General features: G+C 46.0%; 18 protein-coding genes. 13 read left to right on the top strand and 5 right to left on the bottom strand.

Annotated elements, in window-relative coordinates:
- Positions 1–302 precede the first annotated feature (302 nt).
- Both HWI92_RS11425 and HWI92_RS11420 read left to right on the top strand, forming a co-directional pair.
- Positions 303–845 (top strand): FG-GAP repeat domain-containing protein, encoded by a 543-nt coding sequence (locus tag HWI92_RS11425; protein ID WP_204663818.1) that lies wholly within the window; start codon positions 303–305, stop codon positions 843–845.
- 380 nt (positions 846–1,225) lie between these two features.
- Positions 1,226–1,888 carry a spheroidene monooxygenase gene (locus tag HWI92_RS11420; protein WP_204663815.1) on the top strand — a complete coding sequence of 221 codons (663 nt, stop codon included), beginning with the start codon at positions 1,226–1,228 and terminating at the stop codon, positions 1,886–1,888.
- A 33-nt stretch (positions 1,889–1,921) separates the two neighbouring features.
- Here HWI92_RS11420 and HWI92_RS11415 read toward each other — a convergent pair whose 3' ends face one another.
- A complete protein-coding gene (locus HWI92_RS11415) occupies positions 1,922–2,575 on the bottom strand; it encodes a carotenoid biosynthesis protein (protein WP_204663813.1) in 654 nt (217 codons plus the stop codon).
- Positions 2,572–4,041: a 1-hydroxycarotenoid 3,4-desaturase CrtD gene (gene crtD / locus HWI92_RS11410; RefSeq protein WP_204663812.1), complete on the bottom strand. Its 1,470-nt coding sequence runs from the start codon at positions 4,039–4,041 to the stop codon at positions 2,572–2,574. The genes HWI92_RS11415 and crtD overlap by 4 nt, the downstream gene beginning before the upstream one ends.
- Positions 4,042–4,328: 287 nt before the next feature.
- On the opposite strand from crtD, the gene HWI92_RS11405 reads away from it, so the two are divergent.
- From HWI92_RS11405 to HWI92_RS11395, 3 genes are read left to right on the top strand one after another with little or no spacing between them, the layout of a single operon-like run.
- Positions 4,329–5,465 carry an acyl-CoA dehydrogenase family protein gene (locus HWI92_RS11405; RefSeq protein WP_204663810.1) on the top strand — a complete coding sequence of 379 codons (1,137 nt, stop codon included), beginning with the start codon at positions 4,329–4,331 and terminating at the stop codon, positions 5,463–5,465.
- The gene (locus HWI92_RS11400; protein ID WP_204663808.1) at positions 5,456–6,202 is read left to right on the top strand and encodes a PIG-L deacetylase family protein; all 747 of its coding nucleotides are present in this window, start codon (positions 5,456–5,458) and stop codon (positions 6,200–6,202) included. Before HWI92_RS11405 ends, HWI92_RS11400 begins: the two co-directional genes overlap by 10 nt.
- Positions 6,203–6,205: 3 nt before the next feature.
- On the top strand, positions 6,206–6,799 hold the full coding sequence (locus tag HWI92_RS11395) for an SAM-dependent methyltransferase (protein WP_204663806.1): 594 nt from the start codon (positions 6,206–6,208) through the stop codon (positions 6,797–6,799).
- Here HWI92_RS11395 and HWI92_RS11390 read toward each other — a convergent pair.
- Positions 6,738–7,964: a glycosyltransferase family 2 protein gene (locus HWI92_RS11390; protein WP_204663804.1), complete on the bottom strand. Its 1,227-nt coding sequence runs from the start codon at positions 7,962–7,964 to the stop codon at positions 6,738–6,740. The genes HWI92_RS11395 and HWI92_RS11390 overlap by 62 nt on opposite strands.
- A 799-nt stretch (positions 7,965–8,763) precedes the next feature.
- Here HWI92_RS11390 and HWI92_RS11385 point away from each other — a divergent pair.
- From HWI92_RS11385 to HWI92_RS11350, 8 genes are all read left to right on the top strand, one after another.
- Positions 8,764–10,824, top strand: coding sequence for an Ig-like domain-containing protein (locus HWI92_RS11385; RefSeq protein WP_204663802.1), 2,061 nt, complete (start codon positions 8,764–8,766; stop codon positions 10,822–10,824).
- 282 nt (positions 10,825–11,106) lie between these two features.
- The gene (locus HWI92_RS11380; RefSeq protein WP_204663800.1) at positions 11,107–13,005 is read left to right on the top strand and encodes a T9SS type A sorting domain-containing protein; all 1,899 of its coding nucleotides are present in this window, start codon (positions 11,107–11,109) and stop codon (positions 13,003–13,005) included.
- Positions 13,006–13,386: 381 nt separating this feature from the next.
- Complete coding sequence (locus tag HWI92_RS11375) at positions 13,387–13,881, top strand: hypothetical protein (RefSeq protein ID WP_204663798.1); 495 nt, start codon at positions 13,387–13,389, stop codon at positions 13,879–13,881.
- 190 nt (positions 13,882–14,071) lie between these two features.
- Positions 14,072–15,943, top strand: coding sequence for a CBM96 family carbohydrate-binding protein (locus tag HWI92_RS11370; protein WP_204663796.1), 1,872 nt, complete (start codon positions 14,072–14,074; stop codon positions 15,941–15,943).
- A gap of 184 nt (positions 15,944–16,127) precedes the next feature.
- The gene (locus HWI92_RS11365; RefSeq protein ID WP_204663794.1) at positions 16,128–17,930 is read left to right on the top strand and encodes a T9SS type A sorting domain-containing protein; all 1,803 of its coding nucleotides are present in this window, start codon (positions 16,128–16,130) and stop codon (positions 17,928–17,930) included.
- Positions 17,931–18,214: 284 nt separating this feature from the next.
- A complete protein-coding gene (locus HWI92_RS11360) occupies positions 18,215–18,442 on the top strand; it encodes a hypothetical protein (protein WP_204663792.1) in 228 nt (75 codons plus the stop codon).
- A 44-nt stretch (positions 18,443–18,486) separates the two neighbouring features.
- Positions 18,487–20,409: a CBM96 family carbohydrate-binding protein gene (locus HWI92_RS11355; protein ID WP_204663790.1), complete on the top strand. Its 1,923-nt coding sequence runs from the start codon at positions 18,487–18,489 to the stop codon at positions 20,407–20,409.
- 157 nt (positions 20,410–20,566) lie between these two features.
- Positions 20,567–24,169: a T9SS type A sorting domain-containing protein gene (locus tag HWI92_RS11350; RefSeq protein ID WP_204663788.1), complete on the top strand. Its 3,603-nt coding sequence runs from the start codon at positions 20,567–20,569 to the stop codon at positions 24,167–24,169.
- Between the two features lie 286 nt (positions 24,170–24,455).
- On the opposite strand, the gene HWI92_RS11345 is transcribed toward HWI92_RS11350, so the two are convergent.
- Both HWI92_RS11345 and HWI92_RS11340 read right to left on the bottom strand, forming a co-directional pair.
- Positions 24,456–24,659 carry a hypothetical protein gene (locus tag HWI92_RS11345; protein WP_204663786.1) on the bottom strand — a complete coding sequence of 68 codons (204 nt, stop codon included), beginning with the start codon at positions 24,657–24,659 and terminating at the stop codon, positions 24,456–24,458.
- The gene (locus HWI92_RS11340) at positions 24,656–24,850 is read right to left on the bottom strand and encodes a hypothetical protein (RefSeq protein ID WP_204663784.1); all 195 of its coding nucleotides are present in this window, start codon (positions 24,848–24,850) and stop codon (positions 24,656–24,658) included. The genes HWI92_RS11345 and HWI92_RS11340 overlap by 4 nt, the downstream gene beginning before the upstream one ends.
- Positions 24,851–24,869: the final 19 nt, after the last annotated feature.

Below are 24,869 nucleotides of genomic sequence, written 5' to 3'. Positions count from 1 at the left end.
GAGTACGTGAGACAAAACCTATGATTTTTGGATATGTCAGGGTGTCATTTTGTTTGATGACTCACTACTTCTATTCCTGAACTACGCTAATATTCCGCACTATCTGGTGATTTGCATTAATATTCATCCTTAAAAGGGCAGTTAAGCCTTTTCCACCCCATTTCTTCTTTTACTCAAGTTTAGCCAACAACATTTAAGAGTAGAAATACCTTTAAATATCACATGTAATTACTATTTATGTTTATGTGTGATACTACCAACAAACATTATACATTTTGATGCGACAATTTTATTCGTTCCATATGACTTTCCAGATCAAGCCGTTTTATGCTACCCTCTTGGTAACCCTTTTCTGTACTGGCTTGCAGACACGAGGCCAGGTAAAATTTGTACAGCAACCGCTACCAACAGGCTTAGAATACACACCACAACCCGGAACTGGCTTTGTTCAGGTAGCTGATATCAATGGTGACGGCTTTCCTGATGTTTTATATACGGCCACAACGGCAGGAACATTGGTTTACTTGCAGAATAACAATGGTGAATCCTTCGGCACTCCGCAGCCTAATCCCTTTGCTGACTTTGTTTCATCTACTCCGCCGGGATTTGCATTAAATATTTCGTGCAGCATTGCTGATTTTGATGGCGATGGCGATCTGGATATATGGAACAGGTTACCTGGTGCCAGTAACGATAATTACTTACTCAATGATAAAGGTGTATACCACATCAGTCCAGTTCCACAAGGCATGGAATTTACATTGGGCGGTGTTGGTTTTGTCCAGGTAGCTGACATCAATGGAGATGGCTATTTTCTACTACTTCTAAGAAATTGCAATATGTAAGTGCAGCTACTGATCAGCTAGGCCTCCTTGTTGTTGGACGACATGGGAGAGATTGAAAACAGTAAGGGTTATATAAAAGCATTACCCATTTAACATCATTTATTTGAAGGAAAATGGTGGTATTTTGTACTCTTCGATACATTGGCTCGTCTCAAAAGGTATGATCATTACTTATTTCAAAGGAAATGCTGTCAGCATAAAAGTAAGGACCACATCTAAGGCAATTTTTGATTCCGTAAACTTCTCTGAGTACGTTTGCATGGTCAATTATTTTTTATCTTAATGCAAATGAAATCTAGTTTGTATCGGTTGCTTTGCCATTTCTAATGAGTTCCATCACTACGCTTACTTTGTTTCAGTTTCACAATTCACGATCTAAAATGTGGGCTTTCGGACAAATGCAGTTTGCACATGCTCATATCAGTAGAACGCCCGGGTTGCAATTTTACAAACTCATGGGTAGCGGTCGCGAGCCAGGTTTTAGCCCATTGCCCGACTGGGGTGTATATGCCATGTTGGGTGTTTGGGCCAACGAGCAAAGCGCTGATCAGTTTTTCAAAAATGCTGAAATTTTTAAGCGATACCAGGCGAAGAGCAGTGAACAGTGGACCATTTATATGAAACCCAAACAGGTAAAGGGCCTTTGGTCGGGCTGTAATCCATTTACCCCCTCTACTGATTTGGATAGTGACAACCCGCTGATTGCAGTCATTACGCGTGCGACCATTAAGGCGGGTAAACTGATAAGATTCTGGGACTACGTACCAACGTCGCAGAGGCCTATCATGCAAGGTTGTAAAGGACTGATTTATACTAAAGGAATTGGAGAAGCACCACTGGTTCAGATGGCCACGTTCAGTTTATGGGAAAATATAGATGCGCTGAAAAACTATGCCTACAATAGCCCCGAACATCAGGAGGCCATCCGGAAAACCCGGAAAATAGATTGGTACAAAGAAGAGTTATTTGCGCGCTTTCAGCCTTATCGTTCCGAAGGAACCTGGGGTGGTAAGAATGTTTTGGCTTCCTATTTGAACCAATGACGCTTTGCTTAATCGATTTTGGCTATCTCGTAATTATCTGTTGATTGCATAGAAGAAAACAAAAAACAAAACCTGAGATGCAAAGTGGTGTAGCGGAAGCGGATACTTTGCTTGCGGTACGTAATCTCTTACAAGCACCTGAAATACTAATGAAACTACAAACCAGTCTATGTAGTTGCGTAACGGTGCGTAACCTGCATTCCAATGCCAGTAATCAAATAGTGAAGCCACGGGTTCAATAAAAAAATCGAGCGCAACCATTAGCGCAGCTCCGAAAACAGGTGCCATCCATGGGCTACGTATAAAACGTTTTGCGATAGTGGCTGTTATAAAAGTAAGCACCACCCAGTTGATGCCAATCAGCAAGGGAACATTACCTAGTTTAGGCCCCATATTTTCACCGTACCAATAGTTTCCGAAAAGCAAGCCTGTGTTTACTCCAATCATTTCAACGCCCATACCGGTGATGTAAACAAGTGACCAGATGAAGATGCCTGGCCAAACATTCTTAAGCGGAAAATTCCAGTACAAAAGCACTACGCCAAGCAGCAGGTTAAATGGTGTTTTTGGTAAAAACCAAGCGCCATAACCCAGCCAAATGCCTATCATGCCTGAAATGGTTACCAGCCATATAGCAAAAATGGAACTGTTGCTTTGCACAACCGAAAATGAAAGTTCTTTATTCATAAAGCCGAAATGATGAGCTTTGAAGTAATCTTTGCCGAATGCATGCACAAAGGAATACCGCCACCGGGGTGGACGGATCCTCCGCAAAAATAGAGCTGTTTTATTTTATTTGAAAAATTGGGGTGTCTAAGGAAGGCCGCGAGTTTAGAATTGCTTGCCGCACCATATAATGCGCCACGGTAACTGCTCGTCCGTTTTTCAATAAGCGGGGGTGTCAGCACATCTTCTGCCATGATGCGTGGGGCAATGTCAGTGCCTAGCAGGCGGTTTAATTTGCTGATGATATTCTGGCGCGCCTGTGCCACCAATGTCTCCCAGTTTTGACCATAGTCGCCCGGTGCATTAATCATCACAAACCAATTTTCGCATCCCTCAGGTGCATCACCCGGAGTTTCTTTACTGGTAATGTTTACATAGACCGTAGGATCATTGAAAAGACTTTTGTGTTCGAACAAATGCGCAAACTCCTGCTGATAATTGCTGCTGAAAAATATGTTGTGCAAGTCCAACTGCGTAAAACTGCCGCGAATGCCCCAATAAAATATTACTGCCGAACTTGATCGTTCCTGCCTAAGCGTACGCTCGGGGTGCGGTTGTGATGCCAACAGTTTTTTGTAGGTAGAAAATACGTCCATGTTTGACACGATGCAATCTGCAAAATGCTGGTTGCTTGCCGCTTTAACCCCAATTGCTTTATTCTTCTCAACCAGTATTTGTTCTATTTTTTGATTAAAATGAAATCGGATGCCTTGCCGAAGTGCCAGTTGATACAGACTGGTAGTGATACTGTGCATACCACCATTTGGATAATAAGCGCCCAGGTAAAGTTCAAGATGTGGGATCATACTCATGATACCCGGTGTGAGGTATGGCGATGAGCCGTTATAGGTAGCATATCGGTTAAACAATTGAACCAGATGTGGCTCACCGATAGCCGCTTCATTAAGCGCATCCAAACTAGTGCCCAAATTCATTTCTGATAGGTGAGCCATGGCCTTGAGCGTCTCCACAGAAAGATAAGTGCCCATTTTATGCAACGATTTCTCAATGAATAAAGGAGCGGTTAACTCATATTTCTTCTGGCCGTTTTTCAAATAAGATAGTATCGCTGTGGCTTCAATTCCAAATTTTGCTGCGGCCTCTTCTGCGAAAACGTCGCGATCGGCATCAACAGTAAAGCGCATGCCGTCTTCCCAAAAATAGTTGCACACTGATTTCAGGCGGTGATACTGAAAAAAATCTGTGGGTTGTTCACCAAACAATTCGAAAAGCTCAGTGATAAGCTGTGGCATGGTGAAGAGCGAAGGCCCGGCATCAAAACGATAGCCGTTTACTTCGAAGGCATGTAGCTTGCCTCCGGGATAATCGTTGCTCTCAAATACATCCACTTCAAAGCCTGCGGCCCGTAAATGCAGTGCAGTGGCCATGCCGGCAATTCCTGAACCAATAATAATTGCTGATGGCATTTTACAGATGTAATGTTATAATTAGTTTTTGATTTGTTCGAAGTGTATAAATGTACGAAAGAGCTGCATTGTAAGCTCCCCTGGAATTGTAAGCTTTCCTGAAATTGTAACCTTCCCCGTATTTTTAAATGAAGCTCTTACCATCATTTGTCTGATCTGTAATTTAGAGTGAAGCTAGTCACAGGGATAGCAACATGGTTTTGACCGATAAGCTAGGTTCCTGGTACACTTTTAACAGTTCTATGATGAGCCCCGCTAAAATGCGCTATCCGGGATAATTCGGCATAATGATCAACACAACAAATTCTACAATTCAGGATCAATTATATAATGAACGGTTATTTGCAGAAATCGCAGCAGCTTCGGCTGCATCTGATTATGACGGAGGTTTTCCCGCTCACGAATTTGCGTTGCTAAGAGCCTCAGGGCTACTCACCATCACACTTCCCGGACAAGCCTTGTGTTATGATAAAGCCAGCACACCTGGTTTGCTGCAGCTTTTGAAAAACATTGGTAAGTCGAGCTTGCCTGTCGGGCGGATTTATGAGGGACATATCAATGCATTGCTGCTGATCGCTTCGTTTGGCAGCCAGGATCAGAAAAGCAGGTGGTTTGAAGATGCCGGAGCTAATTTGTTTGGCGTTTGGAACACGCAGGATGCCGGCGGTCTGGAAATTGAGGACACAGGAAATGGACGTTACCGGTTGACCGGATCAAAAACCTTTTGCTCAGGGGCAGGATGGATCGGCAGGCCCCTTGTCACGGGCAAGCTGATTTCGCCTGAAAAGTCAGGCTGGCAGATGTGCATTATTCCCACGGAGACTGTAAAGCCCATCCTGGCGGACAGCAGTTTCTGGAAGCCGCTTGGCATGCAGGCTTCGGCCAGTTACCGGATGGATCTGACAGGAATAGAGATCGGTGAACAGGACTTATTGGGCTTACCCGATGATTATTACCGGCAACCCCTCTTTGGCTCGGGGGCTTTACGGTTTGCTGCCGTACAGTTAGGCGGAGCAGAAGCAGTTCTCGAAGAAACACATCGCCTGCTTAATGATTTCAAGCGGACAGAGGATCCCTTCCAACAGTCCAGAATCGCAGAAATAAGCTATTTGATTGAAACCGGGAATCTGTGGCTCAATCAGGCAGGTGAGCTTTATGACCGGTGGCTGCATATGCCGGGTTCGGCTGAGAAGTTGATTGCCTATGCGAACATGACGCGCACCATTATTGAGGATGCGTGTCTTCGCTCCATGCAGCTGGCAGAACGCTCGGTAGGCTCCCGGGGGTTGATGCGACCGGGCATATTGGAGCGCATGCATCGTGACCTGACTACCTATTTACGTCAGCCTGCCCCGGATGCTATCCAGGCATATGTTGGAAAATATGTGCTTGACCAACAAAATACGACTTCATTGTGGACTTAACAGAAGCAGATCGCCTGGTAAAATATGCCCGGCAGCACGCTGGTAGCGAGCTGTCGATGTGGGGTAAGACATTAGTTGTTGCACCCCATCAAGATGACGAGTCACTGGGCTGCGGAGGAATTATTTACCTGCTTACTCAGCTCAAAATGCCCGTGCATGTGGTATTTGTGAGTGATGGTAGCATGTCTCATCCGAACTCTGCAAAATTCCCTTCTCAAACATTGGTTGTGCTCAGGGAACATGAAGCTGTAAAAGCATTGGCTATCCTTGGGGTGGATCAGGAAAACATTACTTTTCTCAGGTTAAAAGATAGTCGGCTTCCTGATGGCGGAGCTCCTGATTTTGATGCTGCAGTTCGTGTATTGGCTCCTGTACTATCCGGTTTTGAGCCTGCTACCATTCTTTGTCCCTGGCAGCGGGACCCGCATAAGGATCACCGTGCTACCTGGCAGATCGTGGATCAGGCAATTGCAAAGCATACCGATACCGTACGAAGGTTTGAATATTTTGTGTGGCTTTGGGAGCGGGCCAAGCCGGGCGACCTTCCCGATGTTGACGAAGGGCTGATCTGGAAAGTGAATATTGAAAAAGCAAAGGAGCTGAAAAAGAAAGCGATCAGTGCACATATTTCCCAGACAACATCTCTGATCGACGATGATCCGGAGGGCTTTACATTGTCAGATGAAGTGCTGGCGCATTTCGATACCGATTTTGAAATAATATTTGAAAGAATATAGGACATGGCTGACCAGATGGAAACATTAACCGAAGAGTATTTTAATTACGTTTACCAAAACAGCCATGATCCCTGGAACTTCGAATCCAGTGAATATGAGCTGAATAAGTACGCGGTAACCATCAGCTCGCTGATTAAAGAACGCTACGGGCGTGCATTTGAAATCGGTTGTTCAATCGGTGTGCTGACCCAAATGCTTGCTGTCCGGTGCAATACGTTGCTGTCGGTGGATGTGGCCGAGGCCCCGCTTGTAAAAGCACGAAGCAGGCTGAGCGAATTTCCGCATGTAGAGATTCAAAAAATGACTGTTCCTGCGCAATTTCCTGAACAAAGCTTTGATCTGATCGTGATGTCGGAAGTAGGTTACTACTTTACAATGCCCGATCTGTTGCAATTACAGCAGCGGATACTGGACCACCTGGAAGAAGGCGGACAATTACTGTTGGTACACTGGACCCCCGAAGTTCATGACTACCCCTTGACCGGAGACCAGGTCCATGAGGCATTCTTATCTTTGAGTAAAGACCTGCAGCCTCTCAGATTGGTGCAAAGTTTGCGGGCGGAAACCTATCGGCTGGACTCTTTTGTGAGGCGTTAAGGGCCGGATCTTTTACAAACTTCCGCAATTGCATAATTGCCTGTTTGATGGGCTGAAAAGTGACAGTCCGGTTCTGGCTGTGGGCAGTCACCTGCAAGAGTGTATGCCAGAATTGCCCGAAGTACGCTGATTCCACCATCAGGTTTTCAAGCTTTGTTAAATCCATTTCAAGCATTGATGCAGCCTGCCTCACATCGTGCGGATGTACGATCCTGGTTTGTTGATAGGACGACCACATTTTACGCAATATACTTCTGGTCTGATACATATGAAGCAGTACCTGCACGTCTTCAACCATTTGCATCTGATACAGTTTCTCATCGTGCTGCCATCGCCGGAGCTGCTCGGAAAAACCAATATGAACACGCCCGTCCCTGCGCGAAGATGTATATACTTTTACATCGAAGGAATTTCGGATTCTGGCATCATGGCTGATCAAAGCTTTGTGAAATGCAACATCTTCCAGAAAAGGAACGATGGGAAGCCTTCCTGCCTGCGCATACATTTTTGCAGTAACAGCAAAATTGGCGCCAAAGTACTGGTGATGACATGGATACGGATTGTGTGCCAACGGATCTATCATGCATTCGGCCTGCGCCAGTAAACAGCGGTATGTAACATCTCTCAAATGATAAGCCCGACCATCCCCGCGCTCCGGCCTGGTCAGTATTCTGCCTCCCACAGCATCATTACCCCTGTCTATTTCGGCAGTAATACGCGTAATCCAATGTTTGTCAACCATTGTATCGCCATCAGTAGAGGCAATAATGCCGCCCTTCCGGCAGGACTTGGTAAGGCGGGTGTAGGCTTCATCCATCAGTAATCTTCTGACAGTGCCGATGTGCGCATCCGCGTCTGTTAGATCAATGTTGGCTACTGACATGGCAAAATCAGGGAAGGTGTCTGCATACCGGCGGGCAATCGCCAGGGATTCATCCGAGCTGTTATTGACCAGTACAAGAACTTCGTAGCTGTCTTGCGGTAATGGAATCTGATCGGCACCAAGCTGAATTCTTAGTGCTTCCAGCGTTTGATGCAGATGGTCTGCCTCATTGCGAACAGGAACGATCACGCAAACTTTGTAGGCAAGATTAGTGTCGTACTTGCTTCCGGAGTAGAAACTTAAAGTCGTATTTTCAACTAGTAAATTCTGAGGTTCGGGCACGTAAGTCTGGGATGAAGGATCTTTGACCTACTACTATATAACCGTACCTGATCGTTTTGCCCTTGTATTTCCCCAGAAGTCGCCAATGCGATTCCAGATATAGTTTTACCACTGGTAGAGTACTTTACTGATTGACCCTTGAACAGTACAGCGGCATCTTGCAACAGCAAACTGGTTAGAACAACCAAAGGCCAGAGTTTGCTGTATACAAATGCAATACGAAAATGAATAGTAAGGATTTATTCAGGCATCGATAAATCTAAGGCTTTTGTCTTACCGCTGCACGATGCTTTACAAACAACGCACTCACTAGCAACAGCGAGGATGAAACATCGGAGGAAGAAAAATTGGCTGCCGTAAAGCGCATTGCCGAGGACTATGAACATGACCTCCGGATATCCATAATGGCAGTGAACCTCTTACCTGTCTGTCAGGACATTAATTGCCACGTTTCCAGGCTTAGGCATCATAGATCATTCGTAAATCTTTCAGCGCCTTACGCACCTTTGATTTTACATTCCCAAGGGAAGCCATAGGTACTTGGCTGTCTCTTCATGTGTGTATCCTTGAAAATAGACCGTTTCGATTAACAGGCATTTTTAGTGGGTGAGGCTATACACAAAGAAATGCAGGTCCATATTGATCATTCTAGACGAGAGCGTATCTAAAACCGTGATATATCGCTTCCGTTTGGGATCCATTAGTAGATAGTTCAAAAAATAAAATAAATGATTGATATCAAATACAACAAAATCACCAAATAGAATTAGTTTTATATCTTATATAAACATCTAGTTACATGAAAAAACGTTACTTCACAAAGAAGCTTTACAAGTTTTTATTTATTGTACCTATACTCTTTGTAGGCATATCTAACGTTAAGGCTGCCTTGTCAGCGGGCGACCTTGCTGTTATCGGGATGAATGGCGATACCGATCCGGCAACTTCGATACGCAGTTTCGCAGTTGTTGCATTGAATGACATTGCCGCACAAGAGGTGATATATTTTACTGATCGTGGCTGGGTCAATGCTTTTGACGCCACACCGGGGCATTTTGTTGGTGCATTGGGAAATCCGCCACTTTCAGCAACCTATACTAATGAAGGGACATTTCAATGGAAACCGTCGGCAAGTATTCCAAAGGGTACTGTCATTGTATTCAAAATAGACCTGGCCACAAGGACTGTATCGGGTATGACCGGTGGTGGCACAGCACTTCCATCACCAGACCTGATGATACAACCCGGTACCTGGATCAATACCACTCTTTCTGCTAACCCATGGCCGGCAACGATTGGTGATCAGATATTGATATACCAAGGGACAATAGGCAGCCCATCCTTTATTTTTGCGTTTAATAATTTGAGGTCTACTGCTACAAACGTATCAAATGGATGGTATGTCAATCCTGACAATACCGAACCAACAACAAGCTTCCCAATATACTCGGAGTTACCAGCAAGCTTGCCAGCTAATTGCTCCCTTGGTTTTTTAACCAACCCAAACACCAATCCGCGCTATCCTAATGCCAAATATAATCCTGGATTAAAGACAAGTGGTTCAAAAGCTGATTGGTTAGAAGACATTACCGATCCAACCAACTGGAACAATACGACCACCGCGAATACACCATATAACTTTCGCCTGGGTTTTGGATCCGGGAATTTAACGGAGTTTGGCTTTCCTGCCGCAGCCCCTGTTGTTACTGCATCGAATATTAGTATTAGCGGAGCTACGGGGACAAATGGTGCATTCAGAATAGGCGATGTTGTTACGGCTACCTGGAATAACACAGCAAATGGAGACAATAATACCGGTATTACAGAGGTAACCATAGACTTTGGTCCATTTGGTGGAACATCTGTCTCAGCGACAAACAATGCTCAGACGTGGACTGCAACCTACACTATCATCAGCGGCGATATTAACGGCGTATCTAATTTAAATGTGTCAGTTACCGCTGCTGCCGGGGCAGGAAATAGCAGTACTGTATCCGGGGCATCAAATGAAACGGTTGACAATCAAGCGCCATCTGTTGCAATTACCAGTAGCGCAGGCGCGTCGGGCGGATTCACATACAATTCACCTATTCCGGTAACCATTACCTTTTCTGAGACAGTAACAGGTTTTGATGCCAATGATGTTTTAGTTAGTAACGGTGCAATAAGTGGATTTTCAGGAAGCGGGACAACCTACACTTTTGATCTGATCCCTGCCACGTATGGTATTGTGACAGTTAATGTTGCCGACAACGTCGCTGATGATCCCGCTGCAAACGCAAACACTGCTGCACTTCCATTTGAAATTGACTATCAGGTTAACCTGCCAGTTTCACTAATCCGTTACACGGCCATTGCAGAAGGTAATGCAGCTAAGATTGAATGGTCCACAGCTACCGAAACGGATAATAGTCATTTTGAAATAGAGCATGCAACAGATGCTAAAAATTTCACAGTTATTGGATTGATAGAGGCCAGTGGGAACTCAATGGTGAATCGAAATTATTCGTGGTATGACAAATCGCCAGCAAACGGCAAAAACTATTACAGACTTGTCCAGGTCGATTATGACGGAACTACCACCAGGTATGGGATCAAATCACTGACCTTTGGTGCTTCTAACGAAGTTTTGGCAAAAGTCTACCCTAATCCGGCAGTTGAGAAGGTGATGATCGCATTGCCAGAGAATACCCGGATCGCCCAACTACTGGACGCATATGGTAAAATTCTTTGTAACCTTGCCACTGATGCAAATCAGACAGAAATCACCGTCCCGGTAGATAACTTGTCGCCAGGCATTTACCTGATTCATCTGATAACAGCTAGCGGCATACAATCAGGCAAATTTGTGAAATTTTAAGTCAGTGGCACGTTTTTAGAAGCCGTATGATTTTGATCATACGGCTTTTTCTTATAAAGCTTAACTGATTCCGGATTGCAGAATACACCAACCCCTTTGCCAATACTTTCCCATCCAAGGTAGAGCTGGTGATATCATTGATGGGATTTGTATTATTATTTTTTAAATCCCAGTTTAAACAATTAGTATTCAGCACTGTAAGGCGGGTACAGGTGATTGTTTCCAACCTTCTGTCTAAAAGTAAATTGACGTTCATTTTACATACTCAACAACTATCTACCTATGATAAAATTTTTGCTTCAAATTGTTTTGTTGACTATGGGCTTCCCAACAGACCTGTTGGCACAACTCATTATTAAATCGCAGAAAAGCTTTGGAACTACGGTTGAATATCAATATACCCTGAATCCAATAGTGCACAGGATCTCGGACGGCAACTTCATTATGTTAGCAAAATCCACCGGGCCGGCCGGAGGTGATAAGTCCCAGGATGGCGTGGGAGACTCTGACCCCTGGATCGTCAAGTTTTCCCCAGAGGGCGCAAAATTATGGGATCTTACGCTGCGTGCCGATTATGCTTATGGTGAAAGGGGGGATATCAAAGAGACACCTGATGGAGGGTTCATCATTTGTGCATCAAGTTCAGGTGGTGCATCCTGGGACCAAAGCGAAGCGACTCATGGATTAGGCGACTACTGGGTTATTAAAATAGATAAGAATGGTCTGAAAGAATGGGATATCGTGCTTGGCGGCTCAGAAACAGATGAAGCTAGTTCCATTGTACTGACTGCAGATGGGGGATACCTGGTTGGTGGAAAGTCCACTTCTGGAATTAGTGGTAATAAAACCACTGCCGGACAAGGTGATTATGATTACTGGATAGTGAAACTGACTTCGACCGGGCAGAAAGAATGGGACAAATCATTTGGAGGAACAGGTGCCGATAATTTGAAAGAAATTGTAAAAAGCGCTGACGGTGGGTATATGCTGGCAGGAGACTCAAATTCGCCTGTGGGCAAGAGTAAGGCCGAGTCGAAAGGCTTTTATGACTTTTGGGTTATTAGCATTGATAGCCTGGGAAATCAGCTTTGGGAAAAAACGCTGGGCGCAACCAGAGATGAAACGCTTCAATACGTATATAGCTACCCGGACGGAAGCATCGTTTTGCTGGGAAGTTCTTGGTCCGAAGCCGGATTTGATAGAAGCGAACCATCAAGGGGTGCCGAGGATGGCTGGATGGTAAAACTAGGTTCTAATGGTGTCAAAGAATGGGACAAAAGATTGGGCGGTTCCGGCCGGGAAAATTTTTTTTACATCGAACCTTCACTTGATGGAGGATATTTACTCTCGGCGTTTAGCACATCCCCGGCAGGTGGAGACAAAACCGAGCCTAATAAAGAATACGCAGATTCCGACTACCAGGGTGACTTTTGGTTCATAAAGTTGAATGAAGCTTTTGAAAAAGTTTGGGACAAAACAATCGGGGGAAGCGGAATTGATATTTTGTTGTATACAACGGAGACCGAGCAAGGGAAATATTTACTTCTGGGGGAATCAAATTCTTACACAGGTTATAAGCCACAGGACAGAACTGCACCTTTAAAAGGTAGCTCAGATATCTGGATGGTGTTTGCTGAGCAACAGCCGCTACCAGTTATTCTATCAAAATTCGCCGCCGAAAAAGAAAACACCACTGCGCTGCTTACCTGGCAAACCACCTCGGAAACGCACAGCGATCGCTTCGAAGTTCAGCACAGCACAGACGGCAAGGCCTGGAATTTATTAGCCATGATCAATGCGGCAGGGGAAAGTACAAAATCGAAAACTTACCACTATTCACATACTAACCCTGTTTCGGGAGACAACTATTATCGCCTGAAAATGGTGGATGCTGACGGAGCTTTTACCTATTCAAGAGTGGAGCATCTGAAATTTGATCAAGGTGTTTCTGTATCAGTATACCCCAATCCTGTCACAGAAACTATTCATTTGCAAACTGCTCACTGGTCAAAAGTAAAAGGCTTGCAGATCCTCAACAACCAAGGGAAAGAGCTATATAGCTCAGGAAATAAGCCTTCTCAGGATATTAATGCCAGGTCACTTAAACCGGGCTTGTACTTTATCAAATTAACCCTGACAGACGGCACGGAAACAACCCGAAAGATTGCGGTAGGGCAGTAATGCAGAGGGCTACTTAATCAGTAGCCCTTTTTCATTGCCTGTATACTTGATTGATATAAGCCTGGATTACCTCCTCCGGTCTCATCTCCTTTCCTTCTTCTCTGTCATAAACGTATATCAATGAGCCTATCAAGCTGCTAAGACAGTACAGGCTCGTCTGCGCTGTTTAACTGGTAAATTCAGGGATCTCTGAAACTATTTTCATGCCCGGCAGTATCTAGGTGAATTGTAGTCTAATGGTTAAAAATGCCCAATGGTACCTTCAACCTCTTACACCCGATGAGAAAATTTTTTCTTCACTTTATTATTCTTTTTTCATGTTTTTCCTCCACCCTCATTGCACAGCCAGCAATTCAGTAGGATAAGACATTTGGCTCTCCGTTGAATACCGCCTCATTCAGCAGACCTAAGAACAAGATAATTGAGCAAACTAATGATGGAGGATACATTTTAGTATACTTATCCAACTCTCGTATTGCAGGTGATAAATCTGAAATCAGCCGCGGCGGCTCTGATTTCTGGATAGTCAAAATATCGGCGACCGGAACAAAAGAATGGGACAAAACAGTAGGCGGCCCAGGTGCAGAATATGACCCTTCGATTCATCAAACCTCAGATGGGGGTTATATTATAGGCGGCACATCAAGTTCATCGGCAGGCGGTGAAAAGTCAGAAAATCTCCGAGGTGCTTTAGATTACTGGATAGTAAAGCTAGACAAAAATGGTAACAAGGTGTGGGATAAAACCATTGGAAGCACTTATGACGACTATCTGGTCGATGTGCAGCAAACGGTTGACGGCAACTATATATTGGCAGGATGGTCAATTGGGGGGTATTGGAGGCGAGAAGACAGAGCCTTCACTAGGAGGAGATAAGGATTGGTACCCGAGCATGTTTGATTATTGGATTGTAAAAGTATCGGCTACTGGCAGTATTATTTGGGACAAGACCCTAGGAACGCCGGACTGTGACCACATGCGATGTATAACACAAACCTCTGATGGAGGCTTTGTTTTGGCGGGTGGGGATCAACAATTTGAATATGGAGACAGTGGCTATAACCTTATGAAAGTATCTGCGAATGGTACTAAAATGTGGGAAAGGATTATCCAAGGGACTGGCGGTGCGGAAATTTATGATATAGAGCAAACACCCGATAACGGGTTTATCCTTGGCGGCGTATCTAATCAACGCGCCGGCGGAGATCAGACAGAAGATTCAAGTGGCGGTGATTACTGGATTGTCAAGTTAAATGCAGACCTCAGTATTGCTTGGAACAACGTATTAAATACACTTTTTTACGATAATGGAAGAGGACAAAACACTTTCACGGACCTTACCCAGACCCCTGATGGCGGATATGCTGTGCTTGGCTATTCAAGCGAACCGGGTTTAGGGGACAAATCAGAAGATGCTCACAACGAAAGTGCCGATTTCTGGCTTGTAAAGCTCAATGCATCCGGTACTCAGGTTTGGGATAAGGTAATTGGTGGAGCCGGAAACGAGTTTGATGGTTCAATTGCCAGCACATCCGATGGCGGTCTAATAATCGCAGGAAGATCTAGTTCAGATATAAGCTTCGACAAAACGGAAAATAAGAAAAGTAATTCTGATTTTTGGATTGTTAAACTCGCGCCCGAATACGTAACGACCACACCAACTACAATGCGCATCAACTCGGGCGGGCCAGAATTCACAACCGCTACAAAAAAGACATTTGTTTCTGATAAGTATTATTCAGGAATTGACCGTACCAGCTCCATTCCTTCCGGCGACATTTTGAACACAACCAATGACGTACTTTACCGCTCGGGCCGGAGCTCGCCTTCATTCAGCTATAATATTCCGGTAGTGAATGGACAGGTAAACGTTACCCTGCACTTTGCCGAGGTTTACTTTGGGGCGCCGGGCAAGAAGGGTGGAACAGGCAGCCGCCGGTTCCACGTCAACATGGAAGGCAGCCGCAAGCTGACCAACTATGACATCTTCGTCGCGGCAGGCGGCGCGCTGCGCGCCAACCAGGTTACTTTTCCGGTTATGGTGACTGACGGTGTATTGAACATTGATTTTCTGACAGGTGCGGCAGACCAGCCCAGGGTTTGTGCCATTGAAGTAGTTCCGGTCAGCGTTACGCTCACGCCGGTTGCTGATGCTTATGTGAGGGGCGGAAGTTACAGCGTGACCAACTTTGGGCTCACTGGTAGTCTGGAAGTGAAGTCGCTGTCCACTGATCCTGCGGTGAACCGTGCCTTCTATCTCAAATTCCAGCTGCCTGCGCAAACACCCGTAGTGTCTGCCAAGTTGCGCGTGTATGGCCGTAACCATGAAAACACAAAACCGATATCCCTTCACGCTTATGGGGTTAATACTGACACTTGGGCAGAAAGCGCCATTAACCAATCAAATGCCCCGGCCGCATCGACGGCCTCGCTTGGATTTGCGGCAGTAAATAATGTTTACCAATACTACGAAATCGATGTGACCAGCTACGTAAGAGCCCGGCAGCAGGCCGGTGAAGCTTTGGTCAGCCTGCTTTTAAATGACCCCAACAGTCGCAATACCAGGCTAATCTTTAATAGCCGGGAAGCCGCCTCCAATCCGCCCCAGCTAGTGATTCAAACTACAAACCCCGGCGCACGTTTCGGCCTGGAAGAGGTATTCTCAGAAGCAGCAGAAAAGCAGCCGTCAACTGTTTACCCCAATCCGGTAAAAGATCAGTTCACGGTATCGCTTTCTCCGGAACATGGCGGACAGATTTCTTTTGAAATGATCAATGCAGCTGGTAAAAGCCGCTCTGTCCCGGCACCTCGGAACATCAAACCGGGTGAAAACACAGAACTTAACATTGCCGGACAATCATTTAACACCGGCATTTATTCATTGAAAGTAAAATCGGACGCATTTACTGAAGTGATCAGAATTCTCATAGCAGAGTGACAGCTTAAGTAAATAAATCAGCTTTCAACCCAAAGAAGCCGCCTGTCAGGTAAGATGAGGTGGCTTCTTCTCTTACAAGCCTGAGTTGATTCTGGAATTTTTCAAAGAATTTACTATTCAATGCAGTATCTACCCTGAGGTACTGTCTAACAGGATTTAAATGAAACATCTTAAACCAAGAGAAATGAAATACATTTTACTCAACGTCGCTATTTTCTTCCTTGCTATGACAAGTCTGCTTGCACAGCCAGCCATACAGTGGGACAGCGCACTCGGAATTGGTGTTCCCACTGTTGTAATTAATACGGCTGATGGCGGTTACCTGATTGGTGGCAGTTCAAATGCTGGTGCCAGTGAACATAAAACAGAAGCCTCACGGGGAGAGGATGATTACTGGCTTGTAAAAGTTTCAGCAGCCGGAACCAGGGAGTGGGATAAGACAATTGGTGGCACGAAATCTGACTTACTTAGAAGTGTTCGTCAGACCTTGGACGGAGGCTACGTTCTTGGAGGCCTCTCGTACTCGGATGCCGGAGGTGATAAAACACAAGATAACAGAAGCACGCCAAGCCCGTTCAGTGAAATTGGTGATATGTGGATCGTTAAATTGTCTCCAGACGGAACAATAGAATGGGACCGGACACTCGGCGGAAATAACTCAGATCGTTGTGTTTCCGTACATCAAACCCCCGATGGCAGCTTTATCGCTGCTGGTTACTCTGATTCCGACATCAGTGGCGAAAAATCACAAAGCCGATTGGGTTCCTACTATGATTTCTGGATCGTAAAGTTAGATGCCGCAGGAAACAAAATCTGGGACAAGGTAGTATATCCGGGTAATCTCAGAGCTGTGGAACCCCTGCAGGACGGAGGGATGCTTATGCTCGGGCGACCATCAGAGACCCATATTATCAGGGTATCGGCAGAAGGCGAGCTGATTTCCGACCTGTCTGTTCCAGGTCTCGACTATGAAGCAACAACCTTTCATCAAACTGCTGACAAGGGCTATATTCTGGGCGGGGAGCTTATTGGTGATTATCGTGTGACGAAAATTGATGCTGATGCTGCCATACAATGGGACAAAACGCTAACTGGCGCTCTTACAGAGGATCCATGGGGAGGAGCTTACGGACGCGACCAGCTTACTGATGTTGTCCAGACAGCATCCGGCGAATATCTAGTAGGTGGAAGCAGCGGCAGCGGTGCCGGATTTGACAAAATGAGTGATAATACTGTGGACAAATTTGAGAGTGACATCTGGTTAGTGAAGCTGGCCGCTGACGGTACAAAGGTATGGGATAAAAATGTGGGTGGTTCCAGTTACGATGGTTTAGAAGCACTGGTAATTGCTAAAGACGGCGGTCTCGTCCTGGCAAGCTACTCTTTCAAGGAAGGTGTGACAGGGTTTGATGCAGGCTACTGGCTTGTCAAACTTGCACCGGAAAATCCACTTCCCGTAATCCTAAAAACTTTTTCAGCGTCCAAAGAAAGCGAAACCGCAGCTCTTACCTGGGAAACAACTTCCGAAACCAACAGCGACCACTTTGAGATACAGCACAGCCTGGACGGTAAAGCTTGGGAGATGCTAGCCATGATCAATGCACAGGGGGAGAGTAAGAAAATGAGCTTCTATAACTATACACACACGACCCCTGTGCTTGGATCAGACAACCTTTACCGGCTTAAAATGGTAGATGCGGATGGGACTTTTGCTTACAGCAAGATCCAGCATGTAAAATTTGAGGAAGACTTTGCAATTACCGTCTATCCTAATCCGGCAGTGGAGAATATTCATTTAAAGGCAGCCGACTGGTCGCGAGTAAAAGGCTTGCAGATCCTCAACAACCAAGGGAAAATGCTTTACAGCGCAGAAAATAAGCCGTCTAAGGATATCAACGCGAGATCACTTCGGCCTGGGTTGTACTTTATCAAATTAACTCTTGTGGATGGTACGGAGACGATTCGGAAGATCGCGGTAGGGCAGTAACATTGAAGGGCTACTTAATTAGTAGCCCTTTTTTGATTCTCTCCCAAGCAAATTTGCGCTGAAATGTTTCTTTACTGCAAAAGCTTGAGACAGCCGGAATGGAAGATTTACTATTTTCAAGAGAGCCGTTATTTCAGGTAGTACAGGAATATTGAGGCGATTCGAAGTGTAGCTGTAAGACAGCAGAAAAAATAATCTTCATTTGTACAGTATCTAGCATGAGCTGTTGTCTGATAGCAATAACTAACAACCGTCTCAACTAACCGAACAACCTAATTTATTTTATGAAAAAGATTTTACTCATCGTCTTATTATTTGCATACTCGACCGTTATCACACGGTCGCAGACATGCAGTGTTGCAGCACTGAAAACCCAGGCCGAGGTTGATAATTTCAGCACTACTTATCCGGGCTGCAAGGTTATCAGCAGTAATCTGCAAATCACTTCGCCTGAGATCACAAACCTGGACGGTCTGCGAGGTATCACCCGCATTAACCTATCTCTAAAATAGAGGGTAACCCCAATCTGACCAGCATAGCAGCGCTGTCTTCTCTTGTGCAAGTCGATGCGAGTATCAGCATTACCAGCAACAACGGCCTGCTTTCGCTGGAAGGGCTTCAAAATCTTGTGACTTTGCAGGGTAGCCTGAACATTGCTAATAATAACAAGCTCATTAATCTGAATGGCCTGAGGGGCATGACCCGGATTTTGGGAAATTTATCTGTTGGTTCAAACGGATCCTTAACCGCTTTGGAGGGCCTGCACAATTTAAGCCGGGTCCGGGGTTCTCTAACGATTTCATCAAATGGAAAAATTGCGGATTTGAACGGCCTGAGAAGGCTCAGGGAAATAAACTGGTGGAGCAAAATAAGCAACAACCAAAGTCTCAAGAGTCTGAAAGGGCTGGAACGCCTTAAAATTGCGGAGGACGAGCTTGAAATTACCGGCAATCCGGCATTGACCAGTATTTCGGAACTGGCCCAGTTGAAAACTGCATCACAAATAACCATTACCAATAATCCTCTCTTATCCGATTGTGCAATTAAAATTGTTTGTGAAAGGATTGCATACGGATCAGCTACTATTTCCGGGAATGCTGCGGGATGTGCAAATACTGAGGAAGTAAGGCTCACTGCAACGTGTTCGCCGCAAACACTGGTTCGCATCAATGCAGGCGGGCCGGATTTTACAACAGCAACCCAAAAATTGTTTGTCGCAGATCAATACTACGCCGGCATTGATCGCACGAGCTCGATTGCATCGGGCGACATTCTGAACACTACCAACGACGTACTCTACCGCTCCGCCCGCAGCGCTTCGTCATTTAGCTACAATATCCCGGTCGTCAATGAGTTGGTGAACGTAACTTTACACTTTGCTGAAACTTATTTTGGGGTTCCGGGCACCAAAGGTGAAAAGGGCGGGCCAGGCAGCAGGCGATTCCATGTCAACATAGAGGGAAGTCGTAAACTGACTAATTACGACATCTTCACCGAGGCTGGCGGGGCACTGCGCGCAAATCAGCTGACCATTCCTGTCACTGTCACCGACGGGATACTGAACATTGACTTTCTTACCGGCGCGGCTGATATTCCAAGGGTTTCGGCCATTGAAGTTACTGCAAGCCCAACTTTGATCCCAGTTGAAGATGGCATGGTGGCATCTGGTAGCAATACCAACTATGTGGATTCTGACAATCTCTACGTCAGGGAGGGACCCTATAGAGATTATCCTACTTTGCCCTGGCATTCATATTTTAAATTTCAGCTGCCTGCCGGAAAGGCGGAGATAACTTCTGCTAAACTGCGCGTTTACGGGCATAATAACGATGTCTACGGGGATAATACCGATAATAATCCAAATACTGAAATTCATGTATATGGCGTCAATGACGATTCCTGGACTGAGAAAGCGATTACCGGTGCCAACGCGCCTGCCGCATCACTGCCGTCACTTGGATCTGTGGGAGTCAATGATGTTTTAAAATATTATGAAATTGATGTGACCAACTATGTAAATGCGCAACGCCAATCCGGTGATCAGATTATCAGCCTGATGTTGGGTAATCCTGCAAATCAAAGTACAGCAGTAACTTTTAGCAGCAAGGAAGGCGGTTTTTATCCGCCGCAGCTGATTTATCAGACTACAAAAATTTTTCAGCCGACCAATATGACCGCGCGCATCGGGCAGGAAGAAGTATTTCCAGAAGCCCAAAAAAGGCAGCAGTCAACCGTCTATCCAAATCCAATTCAAGATCAATTCACTGTTTCAGTTTCGCCTGAACATACCGGTCCGATTTCATTTGAAATGATCAATACAGCCGGGAAAAGCCATTTCATTCCGGCACCTCAAAATGCCAAACCGGGTGAGAACACAGAACTTAACATTGCCGGACAATCATTCCATACAGGCATTTATTTGTTGAAGGTGAAATCAGATGCATTTACGGAAGCTATTAAGGTGCTCGTGGCAGAGTGACACTTAGAGAGATAAAATACTTTTGTCTCAAAGAAGCCGCCAGTCAGGTAAGATGGGCGGCTTCTTCGTTAACCAAGCTGGGTTGATTCAGCTATTTTTCAAAGAATTTACTATTCAATGCAGTATCTGCCCCGAGCCTCTGTCTAACAGGATTTAAATGAAACATCTTAAACCAAGAGAAATGAAATGCATTGTACTTAACGTCAGTATTTTCTTCCTGACTATTACAAGCCTGCTTGCCCAGCCCGCCATTGAATGGGACAAAACCTTCGGTGGGGAACATAGCGATTTCGCGCCGATTGTAAGGTTGTGCGCGGATGGGGGATATATCGCAGGCGGCTCATCGGTTTCTGAAACAATTAGTGGCGACAAAAGTCAGCCTACGCGGGGCGATATGGATTACTGGGTTGTTAAGTTTTCAAAAGACGGCACAAAACAGTGGGATAAGCGTTTTGGAGGCTCAAAAACGGATCAGCTTACCACACTCATTGCTACTTCGGATGGTGGATATTTGATGGGAGGAACTTCCTGGTCAGATCAGGGAGGGGATAAAAGTGACGCTTTGAACGGCATTAATGATATCTGGATTGTAAAGATCGATTCGTCCGGTACGAAAGAATGGGACAAAAGCTATGGCGGAATGGGAGGAGACCGGCTGGGTTCCATCAGCCAAACCAGGGATGGAGGTTTTATCCTGGGTGCAGCTGGTAATTACGATGGTGCAGACCCATCCACTTCCGTCCCAAAGAGCTTTTTCTGGTTGGTAAAGATTACGGACACCGGAATTGTTCTATGGGACAAGTCACCAGGCGATAAGCTATCTGCTGTAAGCTTCATAGAAGAAACACCAGATCTCGGCTATATCATGGCAGGTAGTGCAAGTTTTGGAGCAAAAGGATATAAAAGTGAGCCAGGTTACGGAGGAGGAGATTATTGGATTGTTAAAGTAGACTCAAATTTAAATAAGGTTTGGGACAGAACGATTGGAGGGACCAGCTCCGATATCGTCTCACATATGGAACAAACTGACGATGGCGGATACATCTTAGGTGGTTATTCCAACTCCCCGATCGGGGGGCTCAAAACAGAAAGCAGTCGTGGCTACTCTGATTATTGGGTCGTAAAAATATCCAGGGACGGCTTAGTGGAATGGGATAAAACACTTGGCGGCAATGAGGATGATTGGTTGATAGATCTTCGTGAGACCGCCGACGGAAATTTTTTTGTGGCCGGTTCGTCCTTTTCCGGTATAAATGGAGATAAAACGCAGTCATCGGGTGGTTTTGGCTATTGGTCAGTCAAGTTATCAAAAACTGGAGTGAAGATGTGGGATAAGGCGATCCGGTCTTCCGATCACGACGACTTATCATCTGTTGAGTATGTCCCTGATGGCGGCTACCTTCTTGCAGGAGTGTCGATCAGCGATAAAGGATGGGATAAATCCGAAGACTCACGCGGTTCGCATGACTACTGGATTGTCAAACTACAATCGGACGAGACGCCCAAACCATTCAGACTGTCCTACTTCAAAGCGCAGAAAGCAGCGACGCAGGTTGACCTGGTGTGGGAGACCAAAACGGAAAGAGGCTCGGATCGCTTTGAAGTGCAGCACAGTCTTAATAAATCTGCCTGGCAGGTATTGGCTTCTGTCCATGCAAAAGATACCAGCTATCTCAGATCACGCTATCAGTATGCCCATGCAAATCCCGCCCTGGTCAAACATTACTATCGTCTCCGGATGACTGCCAGCAACGGAAAGCGCACTTACAGCGCCATCGACAGTGCCGACTACACGCCGCCTGCGCCATGGGTTTCGCCCTACGTTATTGCATGGGACAAAACGCTGGGCGGGGCTGACAGCGATTCCCCTAACGCCGTGGAGCAAACCATTGACGGCGGCTTCATTTTAGGCGGTTCCTCCTCGGAAAACTCTGCCGAAACTGGTGACCGGACCGAGCCCAGCCGTGGCGGGCTGGATTACTGGATTGTAAAGATTTCAGCAGACGGTCAGAAGGAATGGGACAAGACTTTCGGTGGCAGTGATACTGATGCCCTGCGATCGGTGCAGCAAACCGCAGATGGCGGTTATATCCTGGGGGGTGGTTCGTATTCGTCAGCAAGCGGTGATAAAAGTGAGGATAATGGGGGGACGAGCAACCCAGAGGATCGCCAGCCCGACTTCTGGATCATCAAGACATCTTCCACGGGTGCGATGGAGTGGGAGAGATCGATCGTGCGGCGTGGCGAGGAATTATTGCGGTATGTTAGAGCTACGAAAGATGGCGGCTACCTGGCCTGGGGCACGTATTATATGGTAAAACTTTCACCTACCGGCAAGATCGAATGGGAAAGAGATGATGTCAGGGACGTAGTATGGGACTGGGATGAAAATTTTGAGCAGGCTGATGGAAGCTTTTATGCATTAGGTATGAAAAGTGGCGGATTCAACATCGTAAAGCTCAGTGCAAATGGCAATATTGAATCTGACCGCATGTATGCTGCGTCGACGCCGATGCCTTACCGCGATTATGGTGACTATGCCTTCACCAGGCTTACGAGCGATGGCGGTATGATCATGGTCGGTACGACAGAGACCGGCATTTTCGGTGATAAAACCGAGCCTTCCAGGGGCGGAAAAGATATTTGGGTGATCAAAGTGGCTGCTGACGGAACCAAGCAGTGGGACAAAACCTTTGGCGGCAGCGGCAATGACCAGCGGGGCTCAATAGCACCAACCTCTGATGGAGGCTATATGGTTTCGGTACAGTCCGACTCGCCCGTCAGCGGAGATAAGTCCGGGGGGATCAACGGCACGTACGACGCCTGGCTGATTAAAATTACTGCCGACGGAACCAAGCAGTGGGATCAATCCTACGGTGGCAGCAAATACCAGGTGCAGGACACTTATTACACGGGCAACAGTGCCCTGGGCTTATTGGAAGAACGCGCTGACGGCTACATTGTAAGCGGATCGTCATCAGGTAAATCAAGTGACGACAAAACGAGCGACGTGCCGGGCGCATGGACCTTGAAACTGGCATTGGACGGTACCAAAATCTGGGACAAAACTTTTGAAGGCCCGTCTGGTCTGGGTAAGGCCTTTAACGGCGGATACTATACTTACGCGTCGAGTGCTGCCAATGCAGGGAATGTAAAAACCGAAGATTCAAAAGGGAAAACTGATTTCTGGATCGTAAGGATTGCCTCCATTGACGATAAAGATCCACTCCCGGTTACCCTCACCACCTTCACCGCCCGAAAAGAATCCACCACCGCATTGCTTACCTGGCAAACCACGTCCGAAACCCGCAGCAGCCACTTTGAAATCGAGCATAGTGTAAATGCAAAAACCTGGAACCACCTTACCAGCGTAAATGCATTGGGCGAAAGTGCGCAGCTGCACAATTACCAGTTTGTACACCAGAATCCTGTAAACGGAGATAACTACTACCGCCTGAAAATGGTGGATACGGATGGAAGTTTCACGTATTCAAAAGTAGAGCAGGTGAGCTTTGTATTGGATTTTGACGTCAACGTTTATCCCAACCCGGCATCTGAGATAATTCATTTCCAAGCTTCGGATTGGACAAAAGTGAAGCGCGTCGAGGTGTTGAATGCACAGGGAAAAGTGGTTTACAGATCAGGCAAAAAGCCTGTCCAGCAATTGAATGCAGAAGCTTTTGGGACGGGCCTTTATTTTGTAAAAATCATAGATATAAATGGAAGTGAGACCGTCCGGAAGATTGTGGTGGGAAGGTAGAGGGATATTTCAGGAGAAGAACAAAATTTATTCATCCCGCATCGAGAGTTGGTGCGGGATTTTCGCATTCCAAAACTAAATGAAGGTTCAAATTACTCAACAACTGACCAGTATGCTAAAAGCATTATGAAACCGGAAATGTCATCCGTAATTTCACGGTCGTGGTGGTTGGCTCGACCAACACCAGGCAAATAGCAAGGTAGCCGGGCTGAATTAATAATTGGCTGAAAGTGCGCCTGAAAACTGATTCTGTGAAAGTTTTTGTAGAAAAATCAACTTTCTGATTTCAATGCATTAACTGCTCGATATCAGCCAGCTCATCGAATATTACGAGCACTTCGTCGTCACGCATCATCGTCTCCGGCGTGGCAATCCCGGACGCACGGCGGAATATTTTGGCCAATCCATCCTCGGAACCCTTTGACAACGTGAGTACGGTGAGCACGATTACATTGTACCTTTTCGTGAGGTGCGCCTGCGCCAGCGTCATGTCGGTGTAGCGTTTGGGAACCTTGGTTTCGATAATGCTGTATTTTCCGAAATCTCGAAGGAATCGATAATTCCTGAGTTGGCAAACCGCTCGGCGGATTCTTCTTCCGGCATAAAAAACTTCTCAATTGCATTGCCTCCAACAGCGTGCGCTGTAAGTCTGAAACGACGTGCCCGATGATGTTTTGACATGCAGCTGTTTCAACAACCA

The organism is Dyadobacter sandarakinus, from assembly GCF_016894445.1.
GTDB lineage: Bacteria > Bacteroidota > Bacteroidia > Cytophagales > Spirosomataceae > Dyadobacter > Dyadobacter sandarakinus.
This window is presented reverse-complemented; position numbering and strand designations above follow the sequence as displayed.

Coding starts and splice junctions, on each gene's coding strand:
- HWI92_RS11415 (WP_204663813.1), bottom strand. CDS start 2,575: ATGAATAAAGAACTTTCATTTTCGGTTGTGCAAAGCAACAGTTCCATT.
- HWI92_RS11350 (WP_204663788.1), top strand. CDS start 20,567: ATGAAACATCTTAAACCAAGAGAAATGAAATGCATTGTACTTAACGTC.
- HWI92_RS11405 (WP_204663810.1), top strand. CDS start 4,329: ATGATCAACACAACAAATTCTACAATTCAGGATCAATTATATAATGAA.
- HWI92_RS11340 (WP_204663784.1), bottom strand. CDS start 24,850: ATGTCAAAACATCATCGGGCACGTCGTTTCAGACTTACAGCGCACGCT.
- HWI92_RS11420 (WP_204663815.1), top strand. CDS start 1,226: ATGTGGGCTTTCGGACAAATGCAGTTTGCACATGCTCATATCAGTAGA.
- HWI92_RS11385 (WP_204663802.1), top strand. CDS start 8,764: ATGAAAAAACGTTACTTCACAAAGAAGCTTTACAAGTTTTTATTTATT.
- HWI92_RS11395 (WP_204663806.1), top strand. CDS start 6,206: ATGGCTGACCAGATGGAAACATTAACCGAAGAGTATTTTAATTACGTT.
- HWI92_RS11365 (WP_204663794.1), top strand. CDS start 16,128: ATGAAATACATTTTACTCAACGTCGCTATTTTCTTCCTTGCTATGACA.
- HWI92_RS11370 (WP_204663796.1), top strand. CDS start 14,072: ATGAAAGTATCTGCGAATGGTACTAAAATGTGGGAAAGGATTATCCAA.
- HWI92_RS11345 (WP_204663786.1), bottom strand. CDS start 24,659: ATGACGCTGGCGCAGGCGCACCTCACGAAAAGGTACAATGTAATCGTG.
- crtD (WP_204663812.1), bottom strand. CDS start 4,041: ATGCCATCAGCAATTATTATTGGTTCAGGAATTGCCGGCATGGCCACT.
- HWI92_RS11425 (WP_204663818.1), top strand. CDS start 303: ATGACTTTCCAGATCAAGCCGTTTTATGCTACCCTCTTGGTAACCCTT.
- HWI92_RS11360 (WP_204663792.1), top strand. CDS start 18,215: ATGAAAAAGATTTTACTCATCGTCTTATTATTTGCATACTCGACCGTT.
- HWI92_RS11380 (WP_204663800.1), top strand. CDS start 11,107: ATGATAAAATTTTTGCTTCAAATTGTTTTGTTGACTATGGGCTTCCCA.